This is a genomic window from Sebaldella sp. S0638 (assembly GCF_024158605.1).
GTDB lineage: Bacteria > Fusobacteriota > Fusobacteriia > Fusobacteriales > Leptotrichiaceae > Sebaldella.
The window spans coordinates 1-23158 of sequence record NZ_JAMZGM010000009.1 but is presented as its reverse complement, the minus strand read 5'-3'; the positions used below and the strand labels follow the sequence as shown (position 1 = coordinate 23158).

The 23158-nt window shown below is 34.9% G+C and carries 17 protein-coding genes; 8 read left to right on the top strand and 9 right to left on the bottom strand.

Annotated features, from left to right (window positions below; all coding sequences use genetic code 11):
* Positions 1–51: 51 nt before the first annotated feature.
* From NK213_RS20615 to NK213_RS04255, 3 genes are all read left to right on the top strand, one after another.
* The gene (locus NK213_RS20615) at positions 52–1848 is read left to right on the top strand and encodes an HTH domain-containing protein (RefSeq protein WP_253347047.1); all 1797 of its coding nucleotides are present in this window, start codon (positions 52–54) and stop codon (positions 1846–1848) included.
* A 153-nt stretch (positions 1849–2001) separates the two neighbouring features.
* Positions 2002–3405, top strand: coding sequence for a glycoside hydrolase family 1 protein (locus tag NK213_RS04260; RefSeq protein ID WP_253347045.1), 1404 nt, complete (start codon positions 2002–2004; stop codon positions 3403–3405).
* A 62-nt stretch (positions 3406–3467) separates the two neighbouring features.
* A complete protein-coding gene (locus tag NK213_RS04255; RefSeq protein ID WP_253347043.1) occupies positions 3468–4850 on the top strand; it encodes a PTS transporter subunit EIIC in 1383 nt (460 codons plus the stop codon).
* 115 nt (positions 4851–4965) lie between these two features.
* On the opposite strand, the gene recJ is transcribed toward NK213_RS04255, so the two are convergent.
* Positions 4966–7560 carry a single-stranded-DNA-specific exonuclease RecJ gene (recJ, locus tag NK213_RS04250; RefSeq protein ID WP_253347041.1) on the bottom strand — a complete coding sequence of 865 codons (2595 nt, stop codon included), beginning with the start codon at positions 7558–7560 and terminating at the stop codon, positions 4966–4968.
* A 48-nt stretch (positions 7561–7608) separates the two neighbouring features.
* Positions 7609–8247, bottom strand: coding sequence for a hypothetical protein (locus NK213_RS04245; protein ID WP_253347040.1), 639 nt, complete (start codon positions 8245–8247; stop codon positions 7609–7611).
* A gap of 482 nt (positions 8248–8729) precedes the next feature.
* Between NK213_RS04245 and NK213_RS04240 the strand changes: the two genes are divergently transcribed.
* From NK213_RS04240 to eno, 5 genes are all read left to right on the top strand, one after another.
* Complete coding sequence (locus NK213_RS04240; RefSeq protein WP_253347039.1) at positions 8730–9146, top strand: Fur family transcriptional regulator; 417 nt, start codon at positions 8730–8732, stop codon at positions 9144–9146.
* 12 nt (positions 9147–9158) lie between these two features.
* Complete coding sequence (locus NK213_RS04235) at positions 9159–9650, top strand: ferritin (RefSeq protein ID WP_253347037.1); 492 nt, start codon at positions 9159–9161, stop codon at positions 9648–9650.
* A 45-nt stretch (positions 9651–9695) separates the two neighbouring features.
* Entirely contained in the window at positions 9696–9857 is a 162-nt protein-coding gene (rd, locus tag NK213_RS04230) for a rubredoxin (RefSeq protein WP_253347035.1), read from the top strand.
* A 97-nt stretch (positions 9858–9954) separates the two neighbouring features.
* Entirely contained in the window at positions 9955–11757 is a 1803-nt protein-coding gene (locus tag NK213_RS04225; RefSeq protein WP_253347033.1) for a peptidylprolyl isomerase, read from the top strand.
* Positions 11758–11987: 230 nt separating this feature from the next.
* The gene (gene eno, locus NK213_RS04220; protein WP_253347031.1) at positions 11988–13295 is read left to right on the top strand and encodes a phosphopyruvate hydratase; all 1308 of its coding nucleotides are present in this window, start codon (positions 11988–11990) and stop codon (positions 13293–13295) included.
* Positions 13296–13367: 72 nt separating this feature from the next.
* Here the strand turns inward: eno and NK213_RS04215 are convergent, their stop codons facing one another.
* From NK213_RS04215 to NK213_RS04185, 7 genes are all read right to left on the bottom strand, one after another.
* The gene (locus NK213_RS04215; protein WP_253347029.1) at positions 13368–15140 is read right to left on the bottom strand and encodes a glycoside hydrolase family 2 protein; all 1773 of its coding nucleotides are present in this window, start codon (positions 15138–15140) and stop codon (positions 13368–13370) included.
* 191 nt (positions 15141–15331) lie between these two features.
* Complete coding sequence (locus tag NK213_RS04210; protein ID WP_253347026.1) at positions 15332–15970, bottom strand: TetR/AcrR family transcriptional regulator; 639 nt, start codon at positions 15968–15970, stop codon at positions 15332–15334.
* A 19-nt stretch (positions 15971–15989) separates the two neighbouring features.
* Positions 15990–17105 (bottom strand): ABC transporter permease, encoded by a 1116-nt coding sequence (locus NK213_RS04205; protein ID WP_253347024.1) that lies wholly within the window; start codon positions 17103–17105, stop codon positions 15990–15992.
* A gap of 13 nt (positions 17106–17118) precedes the next feature.
* Entirely contained in the window at positions 17119–18246 is a 1128-nt protein-coding gene (locus tag NK213_RS04200) for an ABC transporter permease (RefSeq protein WP_253347016.1), read from the bottom strand.
* A 13-nt stretch (positions 18247–18259) separates the two neighbouring features.
* On the bottom strand, positions 18260–20023 hold the full coding sequence (locus NK213_RS04195) for an ATP-binding cassette domain-containing protein (protein WP_253347014.1): 1764 nt from the start codon (positions 20021–20023) through the stop codon (positions 18260–18262).
* Positions 20020–21084, bottom strand: a complete 1065-nt coding sequence (locus tag NK213_RS04190) for an efflux RND transporter periplasmic adaptor subunit (protein WP_253347012.1) — start codon at positions 21082–21084, stop codon at positions 20020–20022. The genes NK213_RS04195 and NK213_RS04190 overlap by 4 nt, the downstream gene beginning before the upstream one ends.
* A 33-nt stretch (positions 21085–21117) precedes the next feature.
* Entirely contained in the window at positions 21118–22593 is a 1476-nt protein-coding gene (locus tag NK213_RS04185) for an efflux transporter outer membrane subunit (protein ID WP_253347010.1), read from the bottom strand.
* Between the last annotated feature and the right edge of the window lie 565 nt (positions 22594–23158).

Sequence of the window (23158 nt, the reverse complement as noted above, 5' to 3'; positions counted from 1 at the left end):
ATGATAAATTATAAAAAAGGGGAGACTGGGCGGTTTGATGGAGTGATTTGAGTGTTTACGGACAGACAGCGTTTATTATTGTCTTATGTTATAAGAAAGCACGGGGAAACTACAAGTGTATTCCTGTCAGAGATATTAAATGTATCCACGAGGACAATAAAGACGGAAATAAAAAATATTAATGAGATATTACCAGACGGTGAAAAGATTGAATATGTTTCCAAAAAAGGATATATTATTAAAAACCTCACTGAAAAAACAAGAAATAAAATTAGTTTAATAATAGAAGAAGAAAGAATGAAATCTGATGAATTCAGACGTATTAATGAGATTCTGACTATTTTATTATTTGAGAAAAATTATATAAGTATGGGTAAAATAGCTGATAAGCTTTATCTCTCAAAATCTTCGGTGAGAAAAGTTCTGGAAGACTCATGGAGAGTTGGAAAAAATATAGAGGTGTCACAGTCAAAGGGTCTGAGAATAAAAGCTTCCGAATCAAGGAAACGCTATTTGCTGTCTAAGACAATGGAAACAGACAGCTCGATTCTTGAGATTTTATCACTTAAAGAAGGTTATGTGTATCTCAGCAATAGCCTATTCCCAATACTGGAAGAAGCGTTTATAAATCATCAGTACATAATTTCCGGCGATTCAATGAAAGTATTTCAAAATTACATATTGATCACTATTGCCAGAAGTTATTATAATTTTGTCATAGAAGAAGATCAGGAACCTGTTCAGATTTCATCATTAATGCAGGAAATTAAGCAGAAGATTTTTGAAAAAATAGGATTCGAACTTAGCGACAGAGAAATAATATACTGTCAGAAAAAACTAAATGAATGTAATGTAATCAGTGCTGTACCAAAAAAGTGCAATTTGGAGGAAGCGTACGCAGATATTAACGGCAGACTGGATACTTTTATAAAAAAAGTCAGAGAGGATTTATCTTTAAAGCTGGAAGTCAATGAAAAATTCAGAGAGGTATTTTTCATTCATATGTATAAATTAAAGCTGCGTACTAATTATGGTCATGATAATATGAATTATTTCAGAAAAGAAATAGCCAGAAAATACCCAATGACAATGCATATAATTTATGAATATTTTATACCTTTATTTGATTATGTAATTCCAGATTCGGAAATAGCTTATATAGTCTTATATTTTACAGATTTTGAAAGCAGAATCAGTTCCGTGAAAGCAGCATTAGTCAGTAATCTGCCGATGAGCATGCTCCACAAAACAGTTCACAGTATCAATAAATATTTTCAGAATGAAATTTGTTCTCTCAAAGTAATTCCGCGGTATTTATATAAAGCAGAAGATAAGGATGATGACTATTCTTTGATTATCACCACAGAAAAAGAGATGCTGCTGCAGAATAAGGAATTGGTATTGATCGGAACTGTAATAGAAAACGAGGATATTTATAAAATGAAAGAGCAGATTGGAGAAGCTGTCAGAAATATAGAGGAAAAAAGATGTAAGAAACTTTACTCTTTATATATCAATGAAAAAATGTTTGTAAAAATTAATAGAAAAATGGAATCTACAGATGAATTTTTAGAATTTTCCGGTTTGAAACGTAATAAAAAAAACTATGATTTTGTTCTGGATTCAGGAGTTTTATTGTTTTCGGAGTTTTTATATAATAATGAAGAGAGCTGTATAAAAGCTTATATTTTTAAATATCCGCTCAGATATAAGGGAAGAGATATAAAAACGATAGTTGTCTCAGGTTATAATATAAAAAATAATGATATAAAAGATTTTTACCTGATTATAAAAAAACTGCTCAATCCTGAAGAATTAAAAGAAATATTAAAGAAAATATCTATGTAATATCTGAAAAAATTATAAAACAGCTGTTCATTCTTTTTCACGTTCAGGCGGGAAAAAAAGTGAATGGCTTTTTTGTTATGTTTTTCATATAATTCTATATATAAAATTATGAAAATAATTAATAGAAATATATGAATTGGGGGAACTTTTAATATGTATCATAAAAGAATAAAAAAATTTCCTGATAATTTTCTTTTTGGAGCAGGAACTTCGTCTTTTCAGGTGGAAGGCGGAATTAAAGAGGGCGGACGCGGTACAGCGGTACATGACCTGAAAAAACCCAAGAAAGGGATAACAGATTTTTCGGTTGCAAGTGACCACTATCATAGATTTGAAGAAGATATAGATTTAATGAAAGAGTTGGGGTTAGACTCTTATAGATTTTCAATATCATGGACGAGAATTCTTCCTGATGGAAAGAATATAAATGAAGAGGGTGTGGAATTTTATAACAGACTGATTCAAAAATTAACAGACTCGGGAATAAAACCCATTGTTACAATTTATCATTTTGAATATCCAAAAGCACTTGTAGATAATTATAAAGGCTGGCTGTCCAGAGAAAGTATTGATGATTATGTTAATTTTGCCGGGATATTATTTGAAAATTACGGTGACAGGGTTAAGCACTGGCTGACAATTAACGAGCAGGATCATCTGTTGAAAATACCTGAACGTATTGGATTTCCCGAAGAAATGACAGGACTTGAATATGAGCGGAATGCCCAGATTGCTAACTACAATATGTGTGTGGCAGGTGCCAGAGTAACAAAGCTGTGTCATGAAATGATTCCTGATGCCAAAATTGCACCTGTTGTTAATCCGATGCCGGCAATTCCTGCCAGCAATCTTCCTGCTGATCTTATTGCTTCGATGGAGTTTAATGAACTGGCGACTTACTATATACTTGATTTGAACTGCAGAGGTGAATATTCCCCTGTTTATCGTAAATACCTTGAGGACAGAGACATTTTTCCGCAGATAAATGATGAGGATATGAAATTAATGAGAGACAATCCTCCTGATTTTATTGCTGTTAATTATTATATGAACCAGACAGCAGCAGACAGCGATAAAGAAGAAATTAATCTCAGGGGGCGGGAAGTATTCGTTTCAGAAGAAGAAGGAATATATAAGATCGTTAAAAACGAACATATTCCTCAGACAGACTGGGGCTGGAATATATGTCCCGAAGGATTGAAGATAGCAGTAATGGACATATATAACCGTTATCAGCTTCCAATGCTTATTACCGAAAACGGACTCGGAGCATACGACAGGCTGGAAGACGGGAAGATACACGATGATTACAGAATAGACTATATAAGCAGACATCTGAGTCAGATCAAAGACTGTATTGGTATGGGTTATCCTGTTTTCGGATACTCGGCATGGTCATTTATCGACCTTGTAAGCGGCAGGGAAGGAATGGATAAACGCTATGGTTTTGTCTATGTAAACAGGGATAACAATGATTTGAAAGACATGTCCCGTATAAAAAAAGACAGTTATTACTGGTATAAAAAAACAATTGCAGAAAGAGGAGAAAATTTATAACAGACTTTTCGGGGAAAACTCATAAAACTGTTTTATTAAAGGTGATGAGAGGAGAAATAGGTATGACAAATAAAGAAATAGCAAAAGAAATTTTGAAAAATGTCGGGGGAAACGGAAACATCTCAAATGCAACACATTGTGCCACAAGATTAAGGCTGAATTTAACTGATGAAAAAAAGATGTCAATAGACGGACTTGAGAAAATAGATGGTGTTATAAAAGCACAGATGAGTAACGGACAGCTGCAGGTTGTCCTTGGGGGGAAAGTAACGGGAGTATATGCCGAATTTTCAGAAATGCTGGAAACAGGTAAGCAGGGAAAAACAGATTCTGCTCAGGAAAAAAAGAAATTTGGACTAAACAGGCTGATAGAAACAATTTCGGGTATTTTCAGCCCTGTACTTCCAATATTGGTAGGCTGCGGGATGGTTCAGTCTCTTACAGCGATAATATCTACTTTCGGGCTGGTACAGCCTGATTCAGGTTTTTTTCTTGTGCTGAAAATGACAGGAGACCTTATCTTTTACTTTATGCCTTTTTTTCTGGCTGTTAGTGCCGCTCAGAAATTCAAGACCAGTATTTACCTTTCTGTAGCATTAGCCGGTGCTTATATGTACCCTACGATTATGAACGGAGCAGCAGAAGCAGCGTCAACAGGAGTAAGGTTTCTCGATTTTCTAGGCTTGCCTATACTATATGTTAATTATAAATCTACAGTAATACCTATTATAATATCTGTATGGATTTTAAGTTATGTTCACAGGTTTATAGACAGGCATGTTCCCGAAATGTTTAAAATTATTTTGACGTCCATGCTTACTCTTCTTATAATGGTGCCTTTCGAATTAATTCTCATCGGGCCTGTCGGCTCTTATCTCGGAATGTATATAGCCCAGGGGGTAAAAATATTATACACCTCGTTTGGTTTCATCGGTGCATTTCTTTTGGGCGCATTCCGACCTGTTCTGGTTATGTTTGGCATGCATTATGCCATTACCCCTATCATGGTTCAGGAATTATCTGAAACAGGGAAAACAATTATTATTCCGGCTCTGCTTGCAGGAAATCTGGCACAGTCCGGTGCAGCATTTGCGACATTTATACTTATTAAAGATAAAAAAGAGAAATCAGGAGCATTTTCTGCGGCTCTTTCAGCCCTTTTCGGGATTACTGAACCGGCAATGTACGGGTATAATCTAAAATATAAAAAACCGTTTTATGCTGCACTGTTTGCAGCAGGAACAGCAGCGGCGTATATGAGTGTTTTTCACGCATATAGTATAGCTGCGGCACTTCCGGGAATTTTATCGCTTCCTACTTACAATGCAGACAGTTTTATCTATATTATAACAGGAGTTCTTATTGCAGTCATAGGTGCTTTTGTTTTAACGCTGATTCTGGGGATTGATAACAATTCTAAACTGAATCTATTCAAAAGAAAATAGAATTTTCTAAATAAAATTGAATAGAATAAACTATTTTTCCAACAAAACAAATATAAAAGAAAAAACCTGCCTGAATACCTTAGTATTTGGACAGGTTTTTTCATATTCACAGTATTTACAGAATTTCGTAAATACTTTTATCAGAATATATTTTCTCGCCGTTTTCAAGTAATTTTTTTATTTTTAGTTTTTCTTTCAGCGGAATAAATTCGAAAAATATATTTTTTTCATTTTCCAGTTTCATTATTTCTTTCGGTGTTTTTATAATTACATTTTCCGGTATAATAAATTCAAAATCTATTTTTTCATAATTTTCATTTTCGTAGTTATCAGAAATAACAATATTTCTCTCATTGATTTCTGTTTCCGGTACAGTATTAAAAAATACCGTAAAAGGATAACCTTCCTGATAATCCTTATTCACATCATAGTAATTCCGGAGAAAAGTATCAGAAAACTGAAGACTTTTACTCGAAGTAACAATCTGTGATTTCAGATTGTTTTTTTTCATAAAATATATACCGAAAGTCAAAAAAGCATTTTTGAAATTGTATGTTTTATCATTTGGGATAATAAGATTTTTCTCGCTTTTGAAAAAAGCTGCAAGGACTGTTTTAGTGAAGCTGTCATATTCCATATTACCCAGAATAAAATTTTTGATGTCTATAAAAAGCCTTTTTTCATTATAGGCATATGATAAAAAGTCATAATTCCTTTTGATTAAAATATCAACTGTATAATGAATATCTGTTTTTTGAATTCCTTCTATCTGTATCTTAAAAGTATAATTATAAAATTTTATAAGCTGAGTCAGCATGTTTGAGATATTATAGTCAAGTCTCCCCACGAATTTACTGCCCTGAAAAAGAGAAATCTGTTCAAAGTCCATTTTTGGAGTAAGGGGAATATCCGGATTGAGTTCAATATTTGTATAAAATATCGACTTTAGAGGGAAAACAGTATTATACAAAGAATAAAAATAAGAATAACGGTCATTATTTAATTCGGAATTTTTTATATCGTCAACATAAACTTTGGTATAAGATTTTCCCATATAATCTTCCACTTTCAGCTTAAAGGCAAGATCATAGAAAATATTCTGGTTCAGATCCTTAAAATTATCCCCTGCACCGAACCATACAGCATTTCTTGAAGTAAATCCGTTCTTTTTTATGTCAAACATAAGGTGGTTTTTATTCTGGCCGATATGCTTGATATTTTCGAGTATAATATTTTTTACTGCAAAGGTAGGATTAGGATTCCCGAAGCCGAAAGGTTTCAGCAGGTCTATAATCTGGTAAAATTCATAGGAAACTTTCTGTATAGGGATCTCTTTATCAATATTTATTAATTTAACAAAGTCATTTTCATCAAGTTTTTTCTTTGCATAATCATTTATTTTCTTTACAAAGGACTTGATATTTTTCACAGGGATTGTAAATCCTGCGGCACCGGCATGTCCTCCGAACTTCAAAAAGAGTTCAGGCATAGTCTGGAGAGCTTCTATAAGGTTAAAGCCTTCTATGCTTCTTGCAGAAGCCACGGCAATCTCTTCATCTTCTTTTACTTCCATAATAACAGTAGGTTTATAGTATGTATCAATAATTTTCGAAGCTACAATACCAATTACCCCATGATGATATTCGGGGGAATAATCAACAATTACATAATTTTCATTAAGCGAATTTTTTTGTATATTTTCTTCTACATCTGCAATGATTTTTTCCTGTAAGACTTTTCTTTCATTATTTTTGGAGATAAGTTCCTTTGATATAATCTCGATTTCCCTTTTGTTTTCAGTGGTAAGAAGTTTTACCACCATTTTTGCATCTTTTAGTCTTCCTGCGGCATTAAAAACAGGGGCAAGAATAAAGCCTATATCATAAGTGGTAAATTCTTTTTTTTCGGGATCAAAAATAAGGGAACACAGATATTTTAAGCCGGTGATTTCTGTATGAAGAAGCTGCTCAAGACCAAATTTCACAAAAATACGATTTTCCTGAACCAGCGGAACAATGTCGGCTACAGTTCCTACAGCAACAAGATCAAGAAAACCGTAGACTTCGTCTTTACGCCCTGCTTCTTCAAATAATCCTGCGGCAAGAAGAAATGCAGTTCCCACACCGGCAAGAAATTTGAAAGAAAATTCATTGTCTTCTCTCTTTGGATTAACTATGGCGCTGGCTTTCGGGAGTTTCTTATTTATCTCATGGTGATCTGTAATAATAACAGGAAGCTTAAGAGAATTGGCAAAATCTATTTCTTCAAATGAAGTAATCCCGCAATCCACTGTGATAATAAGATCTCCGCCGGAATTCTTTATCTGTTCAATGGCGTTTTTATTCAGACCGTAGCCTTCATCACGTATGGGAATATAGTAATTAATGCTGTCATATCCCAGTTTCTTGAAAGTAAGATAAAGTAAAGAAGTGGATGTGATTCCGTCTACATCGTAATCTCCGTAAATCCAGATGTTTTTATTGTTTTTCATTGCATTAGAAATAATATCAACGGCTTTTTTCAGATCTTTCAGCAGATAATGATCCTGAATGTTAGAAAGACTGGGATTCAAAAATTCGATGATATCTTTTTTATTTGAGATATTTCTGGAATAGAGGATACTTAAAATATCCTTATCCAAAGGCAGCTCGTTATTTTTAGCAATTTCAGCATTGTTTATTTTTTTAAAATTCCATTTAGTATTTTTCATGAATTCCCCCTATAAAAAAAGGAGCTAAGAAGCCCCTGAATATATAATTTATCTTAAAAGTCCTCTTAAATCAGCTAATTCAAAAGGTAAAAAAACCTGACCATCTGCGAAATCAGTGTATTTGTATGGTTCAAAGAAAAACACGATTCCTGTATTCTGTACATAGAATTCCTGTTTTTTAGCAGGACCATCAAAAGATGCGTTCACAGGAACACTTAATTGAACTACTTTATCACCGAAAACCGTACCAAGAGATTTTTCATATCCGCTTACAAGAAGGTCTCCAAGTTTTAATTCTTTACCTGTTACAGGATCAAAAGTAAGTGCGCTGTAATAAGTCTCAGTTGTTTTATCCTTAAGATCTGTTCTGTCTACTGTAAAAAGAACGCTTACAAGTTTGCTGTTATTAGTAGTGATGTCATATGTAACGTAATATTTTCCGTTTTTATCACCAGTCATTTTCTTTACGAATTTATCCATTGATTTTTGGATAGACTTTGTTGCTTTAGGATTTTTTGCACTTATTCTGGGAAAATCAATACTGTTTCCATTTAGTTTACTGATAGAATCTCTTACTTTGATAACAGACGGAGATTTAGGATCATAATCCTTAAATGAAAATTTTTCTGCACCTACAGTAAGCATGAAAACTGAAAGCATCATACCCAAAATCAAAAGTTTCTTCATATATTTATCACCTCATAAATTTTTAAAACACAATATTTTTAAGTAACTAACGTACTAGAGATATTTTACAATATTTACAGAAAATAATCAATAAAAAATCTACAATCAAACGTTATAAAGTATAAATAAGTGTATTTTTATGTCTACATAATGCCGTGAAAATTAAGGATTTATATATCTGCCGCCTGAAAATTAAAAATAGAAAAGATATTTTTATGTTATGAAAATAAATTTGAAAAGCCAAAATCTGGAAAAATATGCAGTTTGATCAGAAAAAACGCATTACTTTGATAACAAAAGTATTTATAATAGTTGACATTCTCAATTTTCTATTATAAAATTGTAATGAATTCAAAAGTATTGCTATGAATACTAAATCCAGTCTATAAATTAGATCAGTCGGTCAAGAAATGGATTATTGCAGGTTTTGCAGATACAGATACTTTTAGAAGTCAGCAAAAAAAACAAGGAGGTGAAGACGAATGCATGTAGAAAATATTGCAGAGCATTTAAAAGCACACGGAATAAAGCCTTCATTACAAAGAATCAAAATATATGAATATCTGTTAAACAACTACGAACATCCAACAGTGGATATAATTTATAAAGATCTGATGAGTCAGATCCCGACACTATCGAAAACAACAGTATACAATACATTAAATTTATTTGTAGACAATGAAGTCGCCAATGTTATAATAATAGAAGACCATGAAGCCAGGTATGATGCCGAGGTGGAACCGCATGGTCACTTTAAGTGTAAAGTATGCGGAAAAATAGAAGATTTTGATATAGATTTATCAAAGTTAGAATTAAGAAATCTTGGAAATATAGAAATAACCGAGACACATTTTTATTTACGTGGAATCTGTGAAGAATGTAATAAAAAAATGAAATAGAGGGTGATCAAAATGTTAAATAAAAAATTAGAGAAAGCTCTGAATGAACAGCTAAATATGGAGTTACAGTCAGCTTATATATATCAGTCAATGGCGGCTTATTTTGAAGGCACGAACTTTAAGGGCTTTGCAAAATGGATGGATCTTCAGACACAGGAAGAGCAGGAACATGCCAGAAAAATATATGACTATATATTTTCAAAAGGCGGAACTGTTACACTGGCAGCTATTGAGGCTCCTAAGTCTTCTTGGAAAAATGCAGAGGAAGTATTCAAGGATTCTCTTGCTCATGAGCAGGCAGTAACAAAATCTATAGATAAAATTTATGCACTGGCAAGAAAAGAAAATGACTATGCTACGGAAATATTTCTTCAATGGTTCGTAACAGAACAGATAGAAGAAGAAGAAAACGTAACTGAAATAATTGATAAAATAAAATTATTAGGTGTTACAAACAGTGCGTCAATGTATCTGCTTGACAAAGAATTAGGTGCAAGAAGCTAAAATCAATAAATAAAATACTTAAAAAATACAGGAGGAAAAGAAAATATGAAAAAATGGGTTTGTTTAGTATGTGGATATGTTTACGATCCTGAAATAGGAGATCCTGACAGCGGTATAGCTCCAGGGACAGCATTTGAAGATTTACCGGAAGACTGGGTATGTCCTTTATGTGCTGTAGGAAAAGATCAATTTGAAGCTTTAGACTAAATAAAATAAAGGCCACGAGAAATCGTGGCTTTTTTTCTTGAAAGAAATGCAATAAATTGGTATAATTGTAAGAAGTTAATCAAAAATAGGAGGAAAAATGGCACTTAGAAAATTTAAAAAGCTGATGGTACCACTGTCTGTTTTATTCATTGCAGCGATGCTTGTACCGATTTTCTTGAAAATCGGCGAGAGTATCAGAGCAGGCAAAAATATTCAGAAGAATAATGAAGTCATTGCAGAAGTGAACGGCCATAAGATATATAGACTGGATCTGGAACGTGGCGTACTCGGGGTAAAGAATAAAGTAATGCAGATAAAATCAATGAAAGCACAGCAAGGTATAGAAGATAAGAGTGAAGTACCTGATGATATAGTCAAAAAAGTAATATTAGGAGAATTAGTGTCAAATGCCCTGTTGGCGAGCAGCGCTGAAGATTTAAAAATAAAAGCAAGCGATAAAGAAATTAATGATAAAGTAAATGAGATAAAAGCAGGAATGCCTAATGGGGAAAGTTTCCTTAACTACCTGCAGTCAATGGGAATTGCCAATGAAAAAGAGCTGAAAAGAATGATCAAGGAAAGTATAGAAGTGACTAGAGTTCTTGAATCACAGCAAAAAGCACACAAGCTTTCTGACGAAGATCTGAAAAAATATTATGAAATGTACAGATATACAGATTTTCAGGATCAGACTTTTGAACAGGTAAAACCAACATTAGAGGATTATGTGGCAAAAGAATATTCTGATCTGATAAGAAATTCATTAATAGAAAAACAGAGAGAAAAAGCAAAAATAGTATTTAAAGATGATGAAATAAAGAAACTATATGAAGAAACGGTAAAACCCGTAGCGGAAAAAGACGGGTATTCATTCAAAGAAGGTCTGATGTACACAAGAATCCTGATGATGGTAGTTTCAGCGGGAACAGAGTACAATGAAGAGCTTGTTGCCAAAGTGCGTGAAAGTATACAAAAAGACCTTGATAATCTTGTAGCTGTAGGTAAAGCAGCTAAGGAAAAAGGGCTTAAGGCATCACCTGACTTTGTAGGTGTAGACGAGCTTAGAGATTTAGGGAAAAGATATTTTGTATATCTGGTAAGTTCATATAATCCGTCTGATGCAGACTTAAAGAAAATATATGATACAGATCCGGGGAAATATGATATAAGACACAGTGTAGGCGGATATGTGGTAGGAAGTTTCTTTGATCCTACAGAAGCAGATAAGGAAGCTACAAAGAAAAAAGCTGAGGACTTAAAGAAAACCCTTACACCTGAGAATTTTGCAGAAACAGCAAAAAAAGTAAGTGAAGATCCGGGAAGTAAAGATCAGGGCGGAGAACTCGGATGGGTTGATTCTAGCACTAACTTTGTTCCGGAATTTCTGGAAGCAATAAAAACAGCACAAAAAGGGCAAATTATAGGACCGGTTCAGACAGAATTCGGATCGCACCTTATCTATGTGGAAGATGTAGACCCGGCTAATGCTGATAAAAAGAAAGTAAGTCACATCCTGTTACTTCCAAAACCGTCGGAAGCTTCAAGAACAGACCTTATAGGCAGACTTCAGGGTCTGAAAAAAGAACTTGACGAGAAGAAAGTAACTTGGACAGATGTTATAGATCAGGATAAATACAAGTATGAAGTAAAAGAAGTGTTTAAGAAAATATACGAAAATTCTGCAGTGCCGGGAATCGGATTCGTAGAAGAAGCTAATAGAAAATTATTTGCTTCAAAAGTAAACGAAATTCTGGAATATGAATTTAACGGCGGATACTTCCTAATGGTAAAAACAAATGAAGTTCCATATAAAAAGCGTACTTTTGAAGAAGTAAAGAGTCAGATAAGAAATGAAGAGGCATTAAAATACGCAACAGAAGAACTTGATAAATTATTATAAAACAAGCCTGCTTTTCCATTAACGGGAAAGCAGGTATTTTAAAAAACAAAATTATTTTGTGACATCATTCGGTCACTGCAGCATAAAATTAAAAACAGAATTATTCTTATATTTGTTTTTGATTAGGAATAACGTCATATTAAATAAGTTTTTTGTACAAAAAAGTCTTTGAAAAATGAAGTATAATATGGTAATATTATTATGTAAATAAAATTTATGGAGGTAGTATAATGACTATTATTGAAGATATCCACGCTAGGGAGATATTGGATTCAAGAGGGAACCCTACTGTAGAAGTGGAAGTTTACCTATCAGGAGGTGCGATGGGAAGAGCTTCTGTACCATCTGGAGCATCTACAGGTGAGCATGAGGCTGTGGAATTAAGAGATAAGGATACAAGCAGATACCTTGGACAAGGAGTTCTAAAAGCTGTAGAAAATGTTAATACAGTAATAGCTGACCATTTAATGGGAATGGACGCTTTAGATCAGGTAGCTGTGGATAAAGCTATGATAGAATTAGACGGAACACCAAATAAAGGGAAATTAGGGGCAAATGCTATTCTGGGTGTGTCGCTTGCAGTAGCAAAAGCAGCTGCTAACCAGCTTGGTTTACCTTTATACAGATATTTAGGAGGAGTTAATTCTAAAGAATTACCAGTTCCTATGATGAATATCCTTAATGGAGGATCGCATGCTGATTCGGCTGTAGACGTACAAGAATTTATGGTTCAGCCGGTAGGAGCAAAAACATATAAAGAAGGATTAAGAATGGGTGCTGAAATATTCCATCACTTAGGAAAAATCCTTAAAGAAAACGGAGATTCTACAAATGTTGGTAACGAAGGTGGATATGCACCGGCTAAGATCAACGGAACAGAAGGAGCTCTTGATATAATTTCTCAGGCAGTAGAAAGAGCAGGATATAAATTAGGTGAAGAAATTACATTTGCATTAGATGCAGCTTCAAGTGAATTCGCTAAAAAAGACGGAGATACATATACTTACCACTTCAAAAGAGAAGGCGGAGTAGTAAGAACATCTGAAGAAATGGTAGACTGGTATGCAGGTCTTGTTGCTAAATACCCTATTATTTCAATAGAAGACGGTTTAGCAGAAGATGACTGGGCAGGTTTCAAGAAACTTACTGAGAAATTAGGAAAAACTGTACAATTAGTAGGAGACGATTTATTCGTAACTAATACTGAAAGATTATCAAGAGGAATCAGAGAAGGAATAGCTAACTCTATCCTAATCAAAGTTAACCAAATCGGTACATTAACAGAAACTCTTGATGCTATAGAAATGGCTAAAAAAGCAGGATACACAGCAGTTATATCTCACAGATCAGGAGAAACTGAAGATGATACTATAGCTGATATAGCAGTAGCTACAAATGCAGGTCAGATCAAAACTGGTTCTGCTTCAAGAACAGACAGAATGGCTAAATACAACCAGTTATTAAGAATCGAAGATGACTTGGCTGAAGAAGCAATTTACGAAGGAATTAACACTTTCTATAACATAAGAAAAAAATAGTTAATAAATAAAGTACAGGATTACATATAATGTAATCCTGTTTTTTTGTTTAAAAAGATTTATTTAGGGATATTATTTTTCTATAATATTTTTTATAATTTCCAGATCACATTTTGGTTCACGGGAATAAGTAAGAAGTCCGTTTATTTCCTGTTCTACATCTGTAAACTGCGTATAGCAGAATCCTGTAAGAACTTTTGATTTTCTGACTGCATCAAAAACACGTTCCAGATCCTGAATGAATTCGGTTTCATTGGAAGCAACAGTATAGCCCCATCCGTCCGGACGTGTCTTATCATATCCTATCCCTCCGAATTCAGTAAGCATAACAGGTTCGCCCATATGCTCAAAGCCATCTGCATAAATATTACGGCCAGCCGGTTTTGATTCCAGAATTTCTTCTTTTGTACTTAAATCTTTGATAAAAGTCTCATATTTTTCTTTTTCGTCTTTTGTGCCGTGGTGATAATTATGTACAGCACAGATATCGGTTTTTGTAGTTTCCCATCCGTCATTTGTAATAACCAGTCTGGTATTATCAAGTGAATGAAGCATATGATATAAAGAAAGCGAATGATTCTGCTGTATTTTATCATAATTAATTTCTGAGACACCCCAGCTTTCATTTAATGCGACCCATGTGACAATACAGGGATGATTATAATCTCTGTTTACAGACTCTATTAATTCATTTGTAGTTCTGGCAACAGAGTTTGAATCATAGGAAATGGTACTTGGCATTTCGCTCCACACAATATAGCCGAGTTTGTCAGCCCAGTAAAGAAAACGGCAGTCCTCTATCTTCTGGTGTTTTCTGCATCCGTTAAATCCCATTTCTTTTGCCAGTATGATGTCTTTTTTGAAATCTTCATCAGAAGGAGCTGTCATCAGACTGTCAGGCCAGTATCCCTGATCCAGAACCAGTCTTTGGTAATAAGGTCTGTTATTCAGATATACTTTTCCATTTTCAGTATGTATTTTTCTCATACCAAAATAACTGTCTACTTCATCTATAATCTCATCGTTATTTACAAGTGTAAGTGTAACATCAAATAAATTAGGATTTTCAGGAGTCCATGTCCAGCCCGGACCATGTGTGCATCCTCTGAAAATTTTCTTTTGAAAAATATCAAAAACACGTGTGATTTCTGTGCCGCTGATATTTATTACATCCTGTACAATCAAAGTATCTTTGAATGAAATTTTTACCATAATCTTGGTATTTTCTTCGGGAAGTCTTGTTTTTATGTGAAATTTTACAGAACCCTGATCAAATAAAGGGGTACACTTAAAATCCGTAATGTGGTTTTTATTAACAGGTTCAAGCCAGACAGACTGCCAGATACCGCTCGAACGCTTGTACCAGATACTCTCAGGGTTTTTAATCCAGTGCTGTTTTCCTCTCGGTATAGTTTCATCTTCTGAAGGATCTTCCACAAATACTGTAATTTCCTCTTCATCCCATGTAAGATAATTTGTTATATTGAAAGAAAAGGAAGTATGCCCGCCTTCATGGCTTCCAGCCAGTTCTCCGTTAATAAAAACAAGACATCTGTAATCCACAGCTCCGAAATGCAGTAAAATATCTTTATTTTTCCACGAACCTTCAATTTTGAAATTTCTTTTATACCAGATAAAATCATGAAAATCATTTGTATCAATATCACTCAGCTTTGATTGAAAAACAAAAGGAACATTGATTTTTTTCGTAAGTTTATGATCTTTTTTATACCATTTTGATGCCATACCGATATTATTATCGTCAAATTCAAAATCCCATGTGCCGTTTAGACAAGTCCAGTCTTTTCTCACAAAGTCCGGTCTTGGATATTCATTTCTATACATATTTCTGCTCCTTTAAATAGTTTTTTTACAGATTATGGTATCAGAATAATTTATGCTTAGTATGAATTATAATACAAAAGTTTAGAAAATCTATCAAAATAGATAAATTTATGATTTCCTTATTACACTTTCAGGATCTGCTGTTTTTCTCCGACGTTCACTTTATCAACATTCATGGATTATGAACTTATTTAACTGTGTTCATTTTTAAATTCGTCTAACCCGGCAAATATTGATCTTTTCAAATGAGTTATTAAATCTTTATCGGAATATGTCACTGGTAAAAGTTCAAATGTATTATGTGCTAAAAATATAACAATAAATGATGATGTAGCATTAAGGATACAGCTGTATAATTTGAGGTCTGTAACAGGCAGTTTTGTGTATTCACTGAATATTTTTGAGATAATATCTAATTTTAAAAGAGTTTCTTGTGATAATATCTGATTTATAAACGGTGAAGGATCAACGATTTCTCTTGCCAGTATTTTTATATACCAGTTTTTATCATTAGACAGACTTTTTACAAAAAGATCAATAAATATTTCCACCTTTTCTTTTGGGGATAAATCACTTAAATACAGTTTATTCAGTTCGTCGACATTGATTAAAAAGTCGTGGATCTCTTTCAGGACAGCTACATATAATCCTGCACGGCTGCCAAAATGGTAATTTATAGCTGCCATATTTACTTTTGCTTTTTCGCAGATACTTTTGCTCGTTACTTTTGCATAACCGTATTTTGCTATTAAGCTGCCTGCACAATCAATGATCAAAGCCTTTGTTTCCTTTATATTTTCATGATCAGGAATAATTTTTTCTTTTTTCATAAACTACCTACTTTACAAATTAAGTTAATTTATTCCGAAATAACCAGACAGCCAACGGAAGAGTGACGGCTGCGACAGCTGCCATAGGGATAAAGTTATGGGCAACCTGAGCCAGACTGCTGCCTTCGAGATAAACCCTTCTTATAGCTTCCACTCCAAAACGGAGAGGATTAGCGTAAGTAGCTATCTGAAGAATTTCGGGCATATTACGCACAGGTGTTGCCAGACCTGATAATAAAACCATCGGCATCATAAGAACAAAAGTATACACCATTACCTGCTGCATACTTGTGGAAATTGCCGATATGGACAATCCTATTCCGGTACAGCTGACCATAAATATAAAAACAGTAAGGTATAATGTAATTAATGAACCGCTCAGCGGTATTTTAAACCAAAATATACATGAAAGCAGTATAAACGTTACCTGCAGCATGCCTATGAGTATAGGAGGCACAGCTTTCCCCATTAAAATTTCAGTAGAAGAAAGAGGAGTAACAAGCAGCTGGTCAAAAGTCCCCTGCTCTCTTTCTCTGGCAACAGATAATCCTGCAAGCATCAAAATCTGTATCAGACTGAAGACTGCTATCATTCCCGGAAGAAAAGTCCATCTGGTAATAAGGTTAGGATTATACCATGCCCGTGTTTCAATGTTTATAAGCTGTTTTCCCCCGTCTCTTTCGGCATTATATTCCCCGACAATATCACTGATATACCCTAAAGCCACTGCTGCAGTCATAGTATTACGCCCGTCTGTAATTACCTGAATCGAAGCGGGATTCCCCTCAGCAAGATTTCTTTCAAAATCTGAATCTATATTTATTACCATCATTACTTTGTTGGAATCTATACTTTTAGCGATCTCGCCGGCATTCATCAGAGTTTGTATACGTTGGAAAACACCTGTTCCGTCAAGTTTGGAAAGAAACTCGGCGGAAGTTTTGCTTCTGCTGTTATCAATAATGGCATATGGTACATTATCAAGATTATAAGTAGCTGCATATCCAAATAAAATAGTCTGCAAAACAACCGGAAGGAAAAGCACTATTCTTGTGGCGGGATCCTTCAAAGTGCTTAAAAGTTCTTTTTTACACATATTTCTAAATTTTGATAAAAATGTCATAATAGTATCCATCTATATCACTCTCTTATTCTAAGGTTTTTTTAGTTACTTTCAAAGCTGCGGAAACGAAAAACACAGCGTAAGCAGCTAGTATCAAGCAGTTTTTGATAATCAAATCCCAGTTGTTTCCTGCGAGAAACAGAGATTTTAGTAATTGTAAGTAATATGTTGCCGGTAATATCTGCCCCACACTTCGAATAAAAACGGGAACACTCCGTAGATCAAAGAGAAACCCTGTCAGCATCATTGCCGGCAGAAAACTTACGACTAATGCTATCTGACTGGCCAAAAACTGATTTTTGGTAATGGAAGATATAATTAGTCCCATTCCGAGAGTAGTAAACAGATAAAGCATAGAGCACAGAATGATAATAGTCAGAGAACCGTGTATAGGCACTTTGAATAAATATCTGGCTGCAACAAGACAAAGGTCAAGTCCGATTATTCCTATACAAAAATACGGAATCATCTTTGATAATAATATTTCCAAAGGTTTTACAGGGGAAATAAACAGTGACTCCAATGTTCCCCGTTCCCATTCACGCGCCATAACCAGAGCAGTAAGAAATACTCCCACGATAGTTATTATAAGCACTATTAGTCCGGGAATAAAATACCAGATACTTGAATTGGCATCATTAAACCATATTCTGTTTTCCACGGTTATATTGCTCATATCCGGACTGTCTGTAAATTTATATCCGTTTAGTGCTTCCCACTGTTTTACGGCACTTTCTACATATCCTTTTACAATTGTAGCTGTACTGGAATCCACACCATATAAAATCAGCTGTATTTTAGTTTCCTGTTTATATAAATTTTCTGAAAAATCAGGAGGAATTCTGATAATAGCATCAGCCTCCCTTTTATCCATTAGTTTTTTTGCATCATGCATTGATGTTACATAAAGGGGTGAAAAATACTCTGATCCGTTAAGAAAGCTGAAAACGTCATAAACTGTGGGAGAGGTATCTTCAAGCACCACTGCCACAGGGACTTTCTTCACATCCAGAGAAACACCGTAACCTATAATAAATATAAGAATAATAGGTAAAAATATTCCGATTAGAATACTGCTGTTATCACGGATCAGCTGACGAAATTCTTTATTTACCATTGCAGTAAGACGTATTAAAAAATTATTTCTGATCATAATCTTCTCCTTATTAGACTACCTGCTTTTGCGAACGGCTCTGTCCTATTATTTCAATAAATGCCTGATTCATTGTTATTACATTTTTTCCAGCCTTTTCCCTTACCTCCTGAGGAGTACCCAGAACCAGCATTTTTCCCTGATCCTGTATCATAATACGGTCGCAGTATTCTGCTTCCTCCATAAAGTGTGTAGTAATTATTATTGTAGTTCCTTCAGCAGCAAGGGCTGTTATCTGACGCCAGAAAGTACGTCTTGCAAGAGGATCAATACCGCTTGTAGGCTCATCAAGGAAAAGTATCTTGGGTTCATGCAGAAGAGCTACAGCCATTGATAAACGCTGTTTAAATCCTCCGGGCAGTTCGCCGCTCGGCTTTGTATCCAGTCCTGTAAGATCAAACTGTTCTTTTACATCATCCATTCTCTTTCTTAATTTTTCTCTTTTCAAACCATAGACTCCGCCGAAGAATTTCAGATTTTCATCTACAGTTAAAGTCGAATACAAAGAGAATTTCTGTGCAACATATCCGACATTAGCTCTCGCCTGTGTTCTTGCTTTTCTGAGATTAACGCCTGCCACAGAGAGAAAGCCGCTTGTTGCAGGAAGCAGTCCGCATAGCATTCTGAAAGTAGTAGTTTTTCCTGCTCCGTTTGGACCCAGCAGCCCGAATATTTCTCCTCTGTGTACCTGAAAGGAAGTATTGCCCACAGCTGTAAAATCACCGAATTTTCGTACAAGATTTTTGACTTCTATATCAATCTGATCTGATATTTTGAAGTTTTCAGGAAATTCCAGAGGAATCATTTCTTCTGTTTTTTCTTTATGACTGCTTTCATAGTCATGAAGCAAAACCATAAATCCGTCTTCAAGCCGTGAATCAACCTTTTCAATTTGTAAATTATCTTTTATCTGTTTAACGCTGTTAGAAACCTCCTTTGTACGGCTTATAAACCGTACTTCTCCTCCTTCAGGAACAGCATCAACAATATTTTCTTTTTGGTCAAGCAGTTTTGACTGCAAAATTCGCGAGGGCATTCCCGCGGGAGGCATAATTTTGAAACATCTGTCCTCGGCTTTTAAGGCTAAATCTTTCGAAGTCCCCTCAGCGAGAACTTTACTTTTATGCATTACTATTATTTTCTGGCAGAGTTCTGCTTCATCCATATAAGCTGTACTTACGAGAATTGTTATTTTTTCATCTCCAACAAGTTTTTGCAGAATTTCCCATAACTCTCTTCTTGAAAGAGGGTCTACCCCGACTGTCGGCTCATCTAATAACAGAAGTTCGGGTGTCCGGATAAGTGTACAGGCTAAACCCAGTTTCTGCTTCATACCTCCTGATAATTTTCCGGCAAGCCTTTTGGTAAAGGGTTCTAACCCTGTCATTTTCAAAAGCTCGCTAAAACGTTCTATACGTTTCTCCTGAGAAATCCCATGCAGATCAGCATAAAGATTAAGATTTTCCTGAACGCTCAAATCTTCATAAAGGCCGAAACGCTGCGGCATATAACTTATTTTATTCTGGATTTCCTGAGGATTATCCTTTGTGTTTATTCCAAGTACAGTGAGATTTCCTTCACTTGGAAGCATAAGACCGCATACCAGACGCATAAAAGTAGTTTTTCCTGCACCGTCAGGGCCGATTAATGCAGTAAGTTTTCCAGCGGGAACTTTTATATTAATATTATTAAGAGCTTCTGTTACTTCTTTTTTTGATGATTTAGAAATAAATTGTTTATATAAATTTTCCGCAATAATTACATTTTCTTCGTTCATAAGAATTGCTCCCTGTTTTTCATACTGTTAGCTGATTTGTCAGTGGGTTTGATAATTTTTATTGTAGCAGGCATGCCCATACGCAGTATATCTTTGGTGTCATCGACATAAACTCTGATTTCATACAGCAAAGATGTTCTCAGTTCCTCTGTCTGTACAGTTTTCGGTGTGAACTCAGCCACTGAAGATATATAACCAATCTGCCCTTTCATAGGACTGTTGGGAAAACTGTCAATATAGACATCGACTTCCATTCCGGGTTTTATAGTATCCAGCTGTATTTCCTGAATATAAGCGCGTATCCATTTTTTCTCGTTTACTGCAAGAAGAAAAGTAGCACGCTGAGGAGAAGCCATATCACCCGGTTCCTGCAGACGGGAACGCACAACTGCATTAATCGGTGATTTTAACTGGGTCTGGCTTAGTAAATACTCCTGTAATGCTAATTCAGCTGTTGCAGCTTTTAATTCTGCCTCTGCTTCTGCGATATCTTCTCTACGCGGGCCGGTTACAGCCAGCTGGTAAGCATCATTAGCCTCTTTTACCTGAGCAGAAGTCACTTTGACCTTTGATCTTGCATCATCTATTTCCTGCTTGCTTACTGAACGCCCTTCAGAATCTGAATAAGTATTTTGAACTCTTCGTAACAGTATACCGGCATTTTCGGCTTCTGCTTTGGCAGCATTTAATTGTGCCAGCTTTTGAGATATTTCTTTGGGTCTTGTTCCGTTTTTCAGACGTAAAACTACATATCTCTGTGCTTCTATTTTAGCTTTACTTTTTTCTATCTGAAGAGACAGACTTTCTGTATCCAGAGTAGCCAGCAGCTGTCCTTCTTTTACTTCATCTCCTTCTTCCACGAAGATTTTATCTATTCTGTCATTAGCGTTAAAAGACAGTGATACCTGTCTGATATCTACGTTTCCATATAGTATAATGTCTTTACTTTCCTTCTTTTTGCTGTATACAGACCATATCACAATACCAATAATTATAATAATTACCGGAATAATTATTTTTTTCTTATTTTTTATTTTCGAAAATACCTCTTGTTTATCCATTTTTCCCTCCTAAAAAGCTATAAAATGTAAAAGTTATTTTTCACCTGTTGTTGTTATATCATCCTGAGTCAGAGGTTTCCAGCCGCCCCCTAACGCTTTAAATAAACCTACTAAATTTGTGATTTTCTGACCGTTGCTTATTGCATACTGATCCTGCATGGATAACAGCGAACGCTGTGCATCAAGAACACCCTGGTAATCCTGTAAACCGTTATTGTATTTCTTCTGTGCTATTTTTAAAGCAGCAGCAGCACTGTCTACCCCCTCTTTTAAAGCAGTATTTTTTTCTGTTTCCTGACTTATAGCTACCAGTGAATTTCTTACTTCGGCAGCAGCATTCAGGACAGTATTTTCATAAACAGCAAGATACTGTTCTTCTCTGGCAGACTGTACATTTATATTTTTTCTTATGGCTCCCGCGTGAAAAATAGGAAAAGTAATCTGGGGAAGAAGCGAAAATCCCTGACTTGCTCCTGATAATAATGATCCGCTGCTAATACTTTCCAGCCCTATTGAGCCGAATAATTTTAACTTAGGCAGCAGGTCGGTACGTGCAGATTTAGTACGGGCAATCTGTGATTCCAGCTGGTGTTCAGCCGCCTGTATATCAGGTCTTTGCCTTAAAGCTTCTGCGGGAATTCCCACATATATCATTTCATTTATATCAGGAAGTTCTTTTTTCTCTAACAGCTTTTTTTCAAGACTTCCGGGTATTTGTCCTGTTAGCAGGGACAAATTATTCATTATTTCTTCAATATTTATTTTAATAGAGGGAATAATCGCTTTAGTCTGACTAGCTGTATATTTTGCCTGATTCAGATTCATTTCATCAATCAGTCCGTTCTTATATTTTGACTGTAATAACTTAACTGTACTCTCCTGTAAAGCCAGATTGTTTTCAGCTATTGTCAGGCGTTCCTGTAATGTTCTCAGAGAGACATAATTAACAGCTATTTCTGAAGTAAGGGAAACCCACGTAGAGTGAAGCTGTGCATTCTGTGCAAGTAAATCTGATTTTGCCGCATCTGTTTTATAACGGTTTCCGCCAAAAATATCAATCTCCCATGATGCATCTATTCCCAGCCTGTAAACTTCATATATTCCGCTTTGTCCGGGAAAACTTTCGGGTATTTTTGCTCTTCCCCAGGCATTGTTGCTGTCAAGCCACGGAAGAAGCTCTGCCTGACTTATTCCCAGTGCTGCTCTTGCTTCATTGACTTTTGCCCTTGCTTCCTGTAAGTTTCTGTTGTTTTTCAGGGATAATGTTATAAGCTCTGTAAGAGTGTCATCCTCTAATACTGTCCACCAGTCAGCTAATACTTCAGGGGAAAGATTTTCCTGTTCTTTTCCGTCAAAATAAGGACTGTCGTATTTTGTAGATAATTCTGTCCACTTCTGTTGTTTTGATTCCATAAATTGTTTCTCTGTAGGTCCCTGAGTGCTGCTGCAGGAAATAATAATTAAAACCATAAACGTAGAACACAGAATCTGTTTACATAATTTTTTCATAAGTTCACCTTCCTGATTTTTCAAATTCAAATTTAAATTTTACTATTAAAATAAGAAATTTTACTTTTTTCTTATCTCTTCTGCGAATCTTTTTATTTTTACACTAAACTCAAATAGAAAATGAGTGAATAACCAAGGATAAGATTAAGAAACAAAATGAAACAGCAACTAAAAAAGAGGATAATGATTTTTTAAACATTAAACAGTTTCTGGAAATATTAATAAGAGATTTTTAAATATATAGGAATGTAAATGTGATAACGGATGTATTGTTGATGTATTCAGCCGGCGTTGGATGTGAAACAGGATAAAAACAATTTATAAAATCCTGCCGGTATAAAAGGTAAACCTGAAAAAAGAAAAATACTTCATTCAGGTGAAGAAAGTGAATTCAACATCATATTGCTCCTGATGTTCCAAAAAGAGCGGTCAGAGACTAAAGAAACCTCTATGATAGTGAATTTACTTTTATAATATTCAAAATAAAAGAGCCTGTGATAAAAAGTCTGTAAATAAAAAAATCTTTTTATGATAAACTAAAAACAGGAGGACTTTATTATGAAAA

Excerpts from the sequence above, each read along its gene's own strand:
- NK213_RS04260 (WP_253347045.1), top strand. The coding sequence starts at position 2,002 with ATGTATCATAAAAGAATAAAAAAATTTCCTGATAATTTTCTTTTTGGA.
- NK213_RS04255 (WP_253347043.1), top strand. The coding sequence starts at position 3,468 with ATGACAAATAAAGAAATAGCAAAAGAAATTTTGAAAAATGTCGGGGGA.
- recJ (WP_253347041.1), bottom strand. The coding sequence starts at position 7,560 with ATGAAAAATACTAAATGGAATTTTAAAAAAATAAACAATGCTGAAATT.
- NK213_RS04245 (WP_253347040.1), bottom strand. The coding sequence starts at position 8,247 with ATGAAGAAACTTTTGATTTTGGGTATGATGCTTTCAGTTTTCATGCTT.
- NK213_RS04240 (WP_253347039.1), top strand. The coding sequence starts at position 8,730 with ATGCATGTAGAAAATATTGCAGAGCATTTAAAAGCACACGGAATAAAG.
- NK213_RS04235 (WP_253347037.1), top strand. The coding sequence starts at position 9,159 with ATGTTAAATAAAAAATTAGAGAAAGCTCTGAATGAACAGCTAAATATG.
- rd (WP_253347035.1), top strand. The coding sequence starts at position 9,696 with ATGAAAAAATGGGTTTGTTTAGTATGTGGATATGTTTACGATCCTGAA.
- NK213_RS04225 (WP_253347033.1), top strand. The coding sequence starts at position 9,955 with ATGGCACTTAGAAAATTTAAAAAGCTGATGGTACCACTGTCTGTTTTA.
- eno (WP_253347031.1), top strand. The coding sequence starts at position 11,988 with ATGACTATTATTGAAGATATCCACGCTAGGGAGATATTGGATTCAAGA.
- NK213_RS04215 (WP_253347029.1), bottom strand. The coding sequence starts at position 15,140 with ATGTATAGAAATGAATATCCAAGACCGGACTTTGTGAGAAAAGACTGG.
- NK213_RS04210 (WP_253347026.1), bottom strand. The coding sequence starts at position 15,970 with ATGAAAAAAGAAAAAATTATTCCTGATCATGAAAATATAAAGGAAACA.
- NK213_RS04205 (WP_253347024.1), bottom strand. The coding sequence starts at position 17,105 with ATGGATACTATTATGACATTTTTATCAAAATTTAGAAATATGTGTAAA.
- NK213_RS04200 (WP_253347016.1), bottom strand. The coding sequence starts at position 18,246 with ATGATCAGAAATAATTTTTTAATACGTCTTACTGCAATGGTAAATAAA.
- NK213_RS04195 (WP_253347014.1), bottom strand. The coding sequence starts at position 20,023 with ATGAACGAAGAAAATGTAATTATTGCGGAAAATTTATATAAACAATTT.
- NK213_RS04190 (WP_253347012.1), bottom strand. The coding sequence starts at position 21,084 with ATGGATAAACAAGAGGTATTTTCGAAAATAAAAAATAAGAAAAAAATA.
- NK213_RS04185 (WP_253347010.1), bottom strand. The coding sequence starts at position 22,593 with ATGAAAAAATTATGTAAACAGATTCTGTGTTCTACGTTTATGGTTTTA.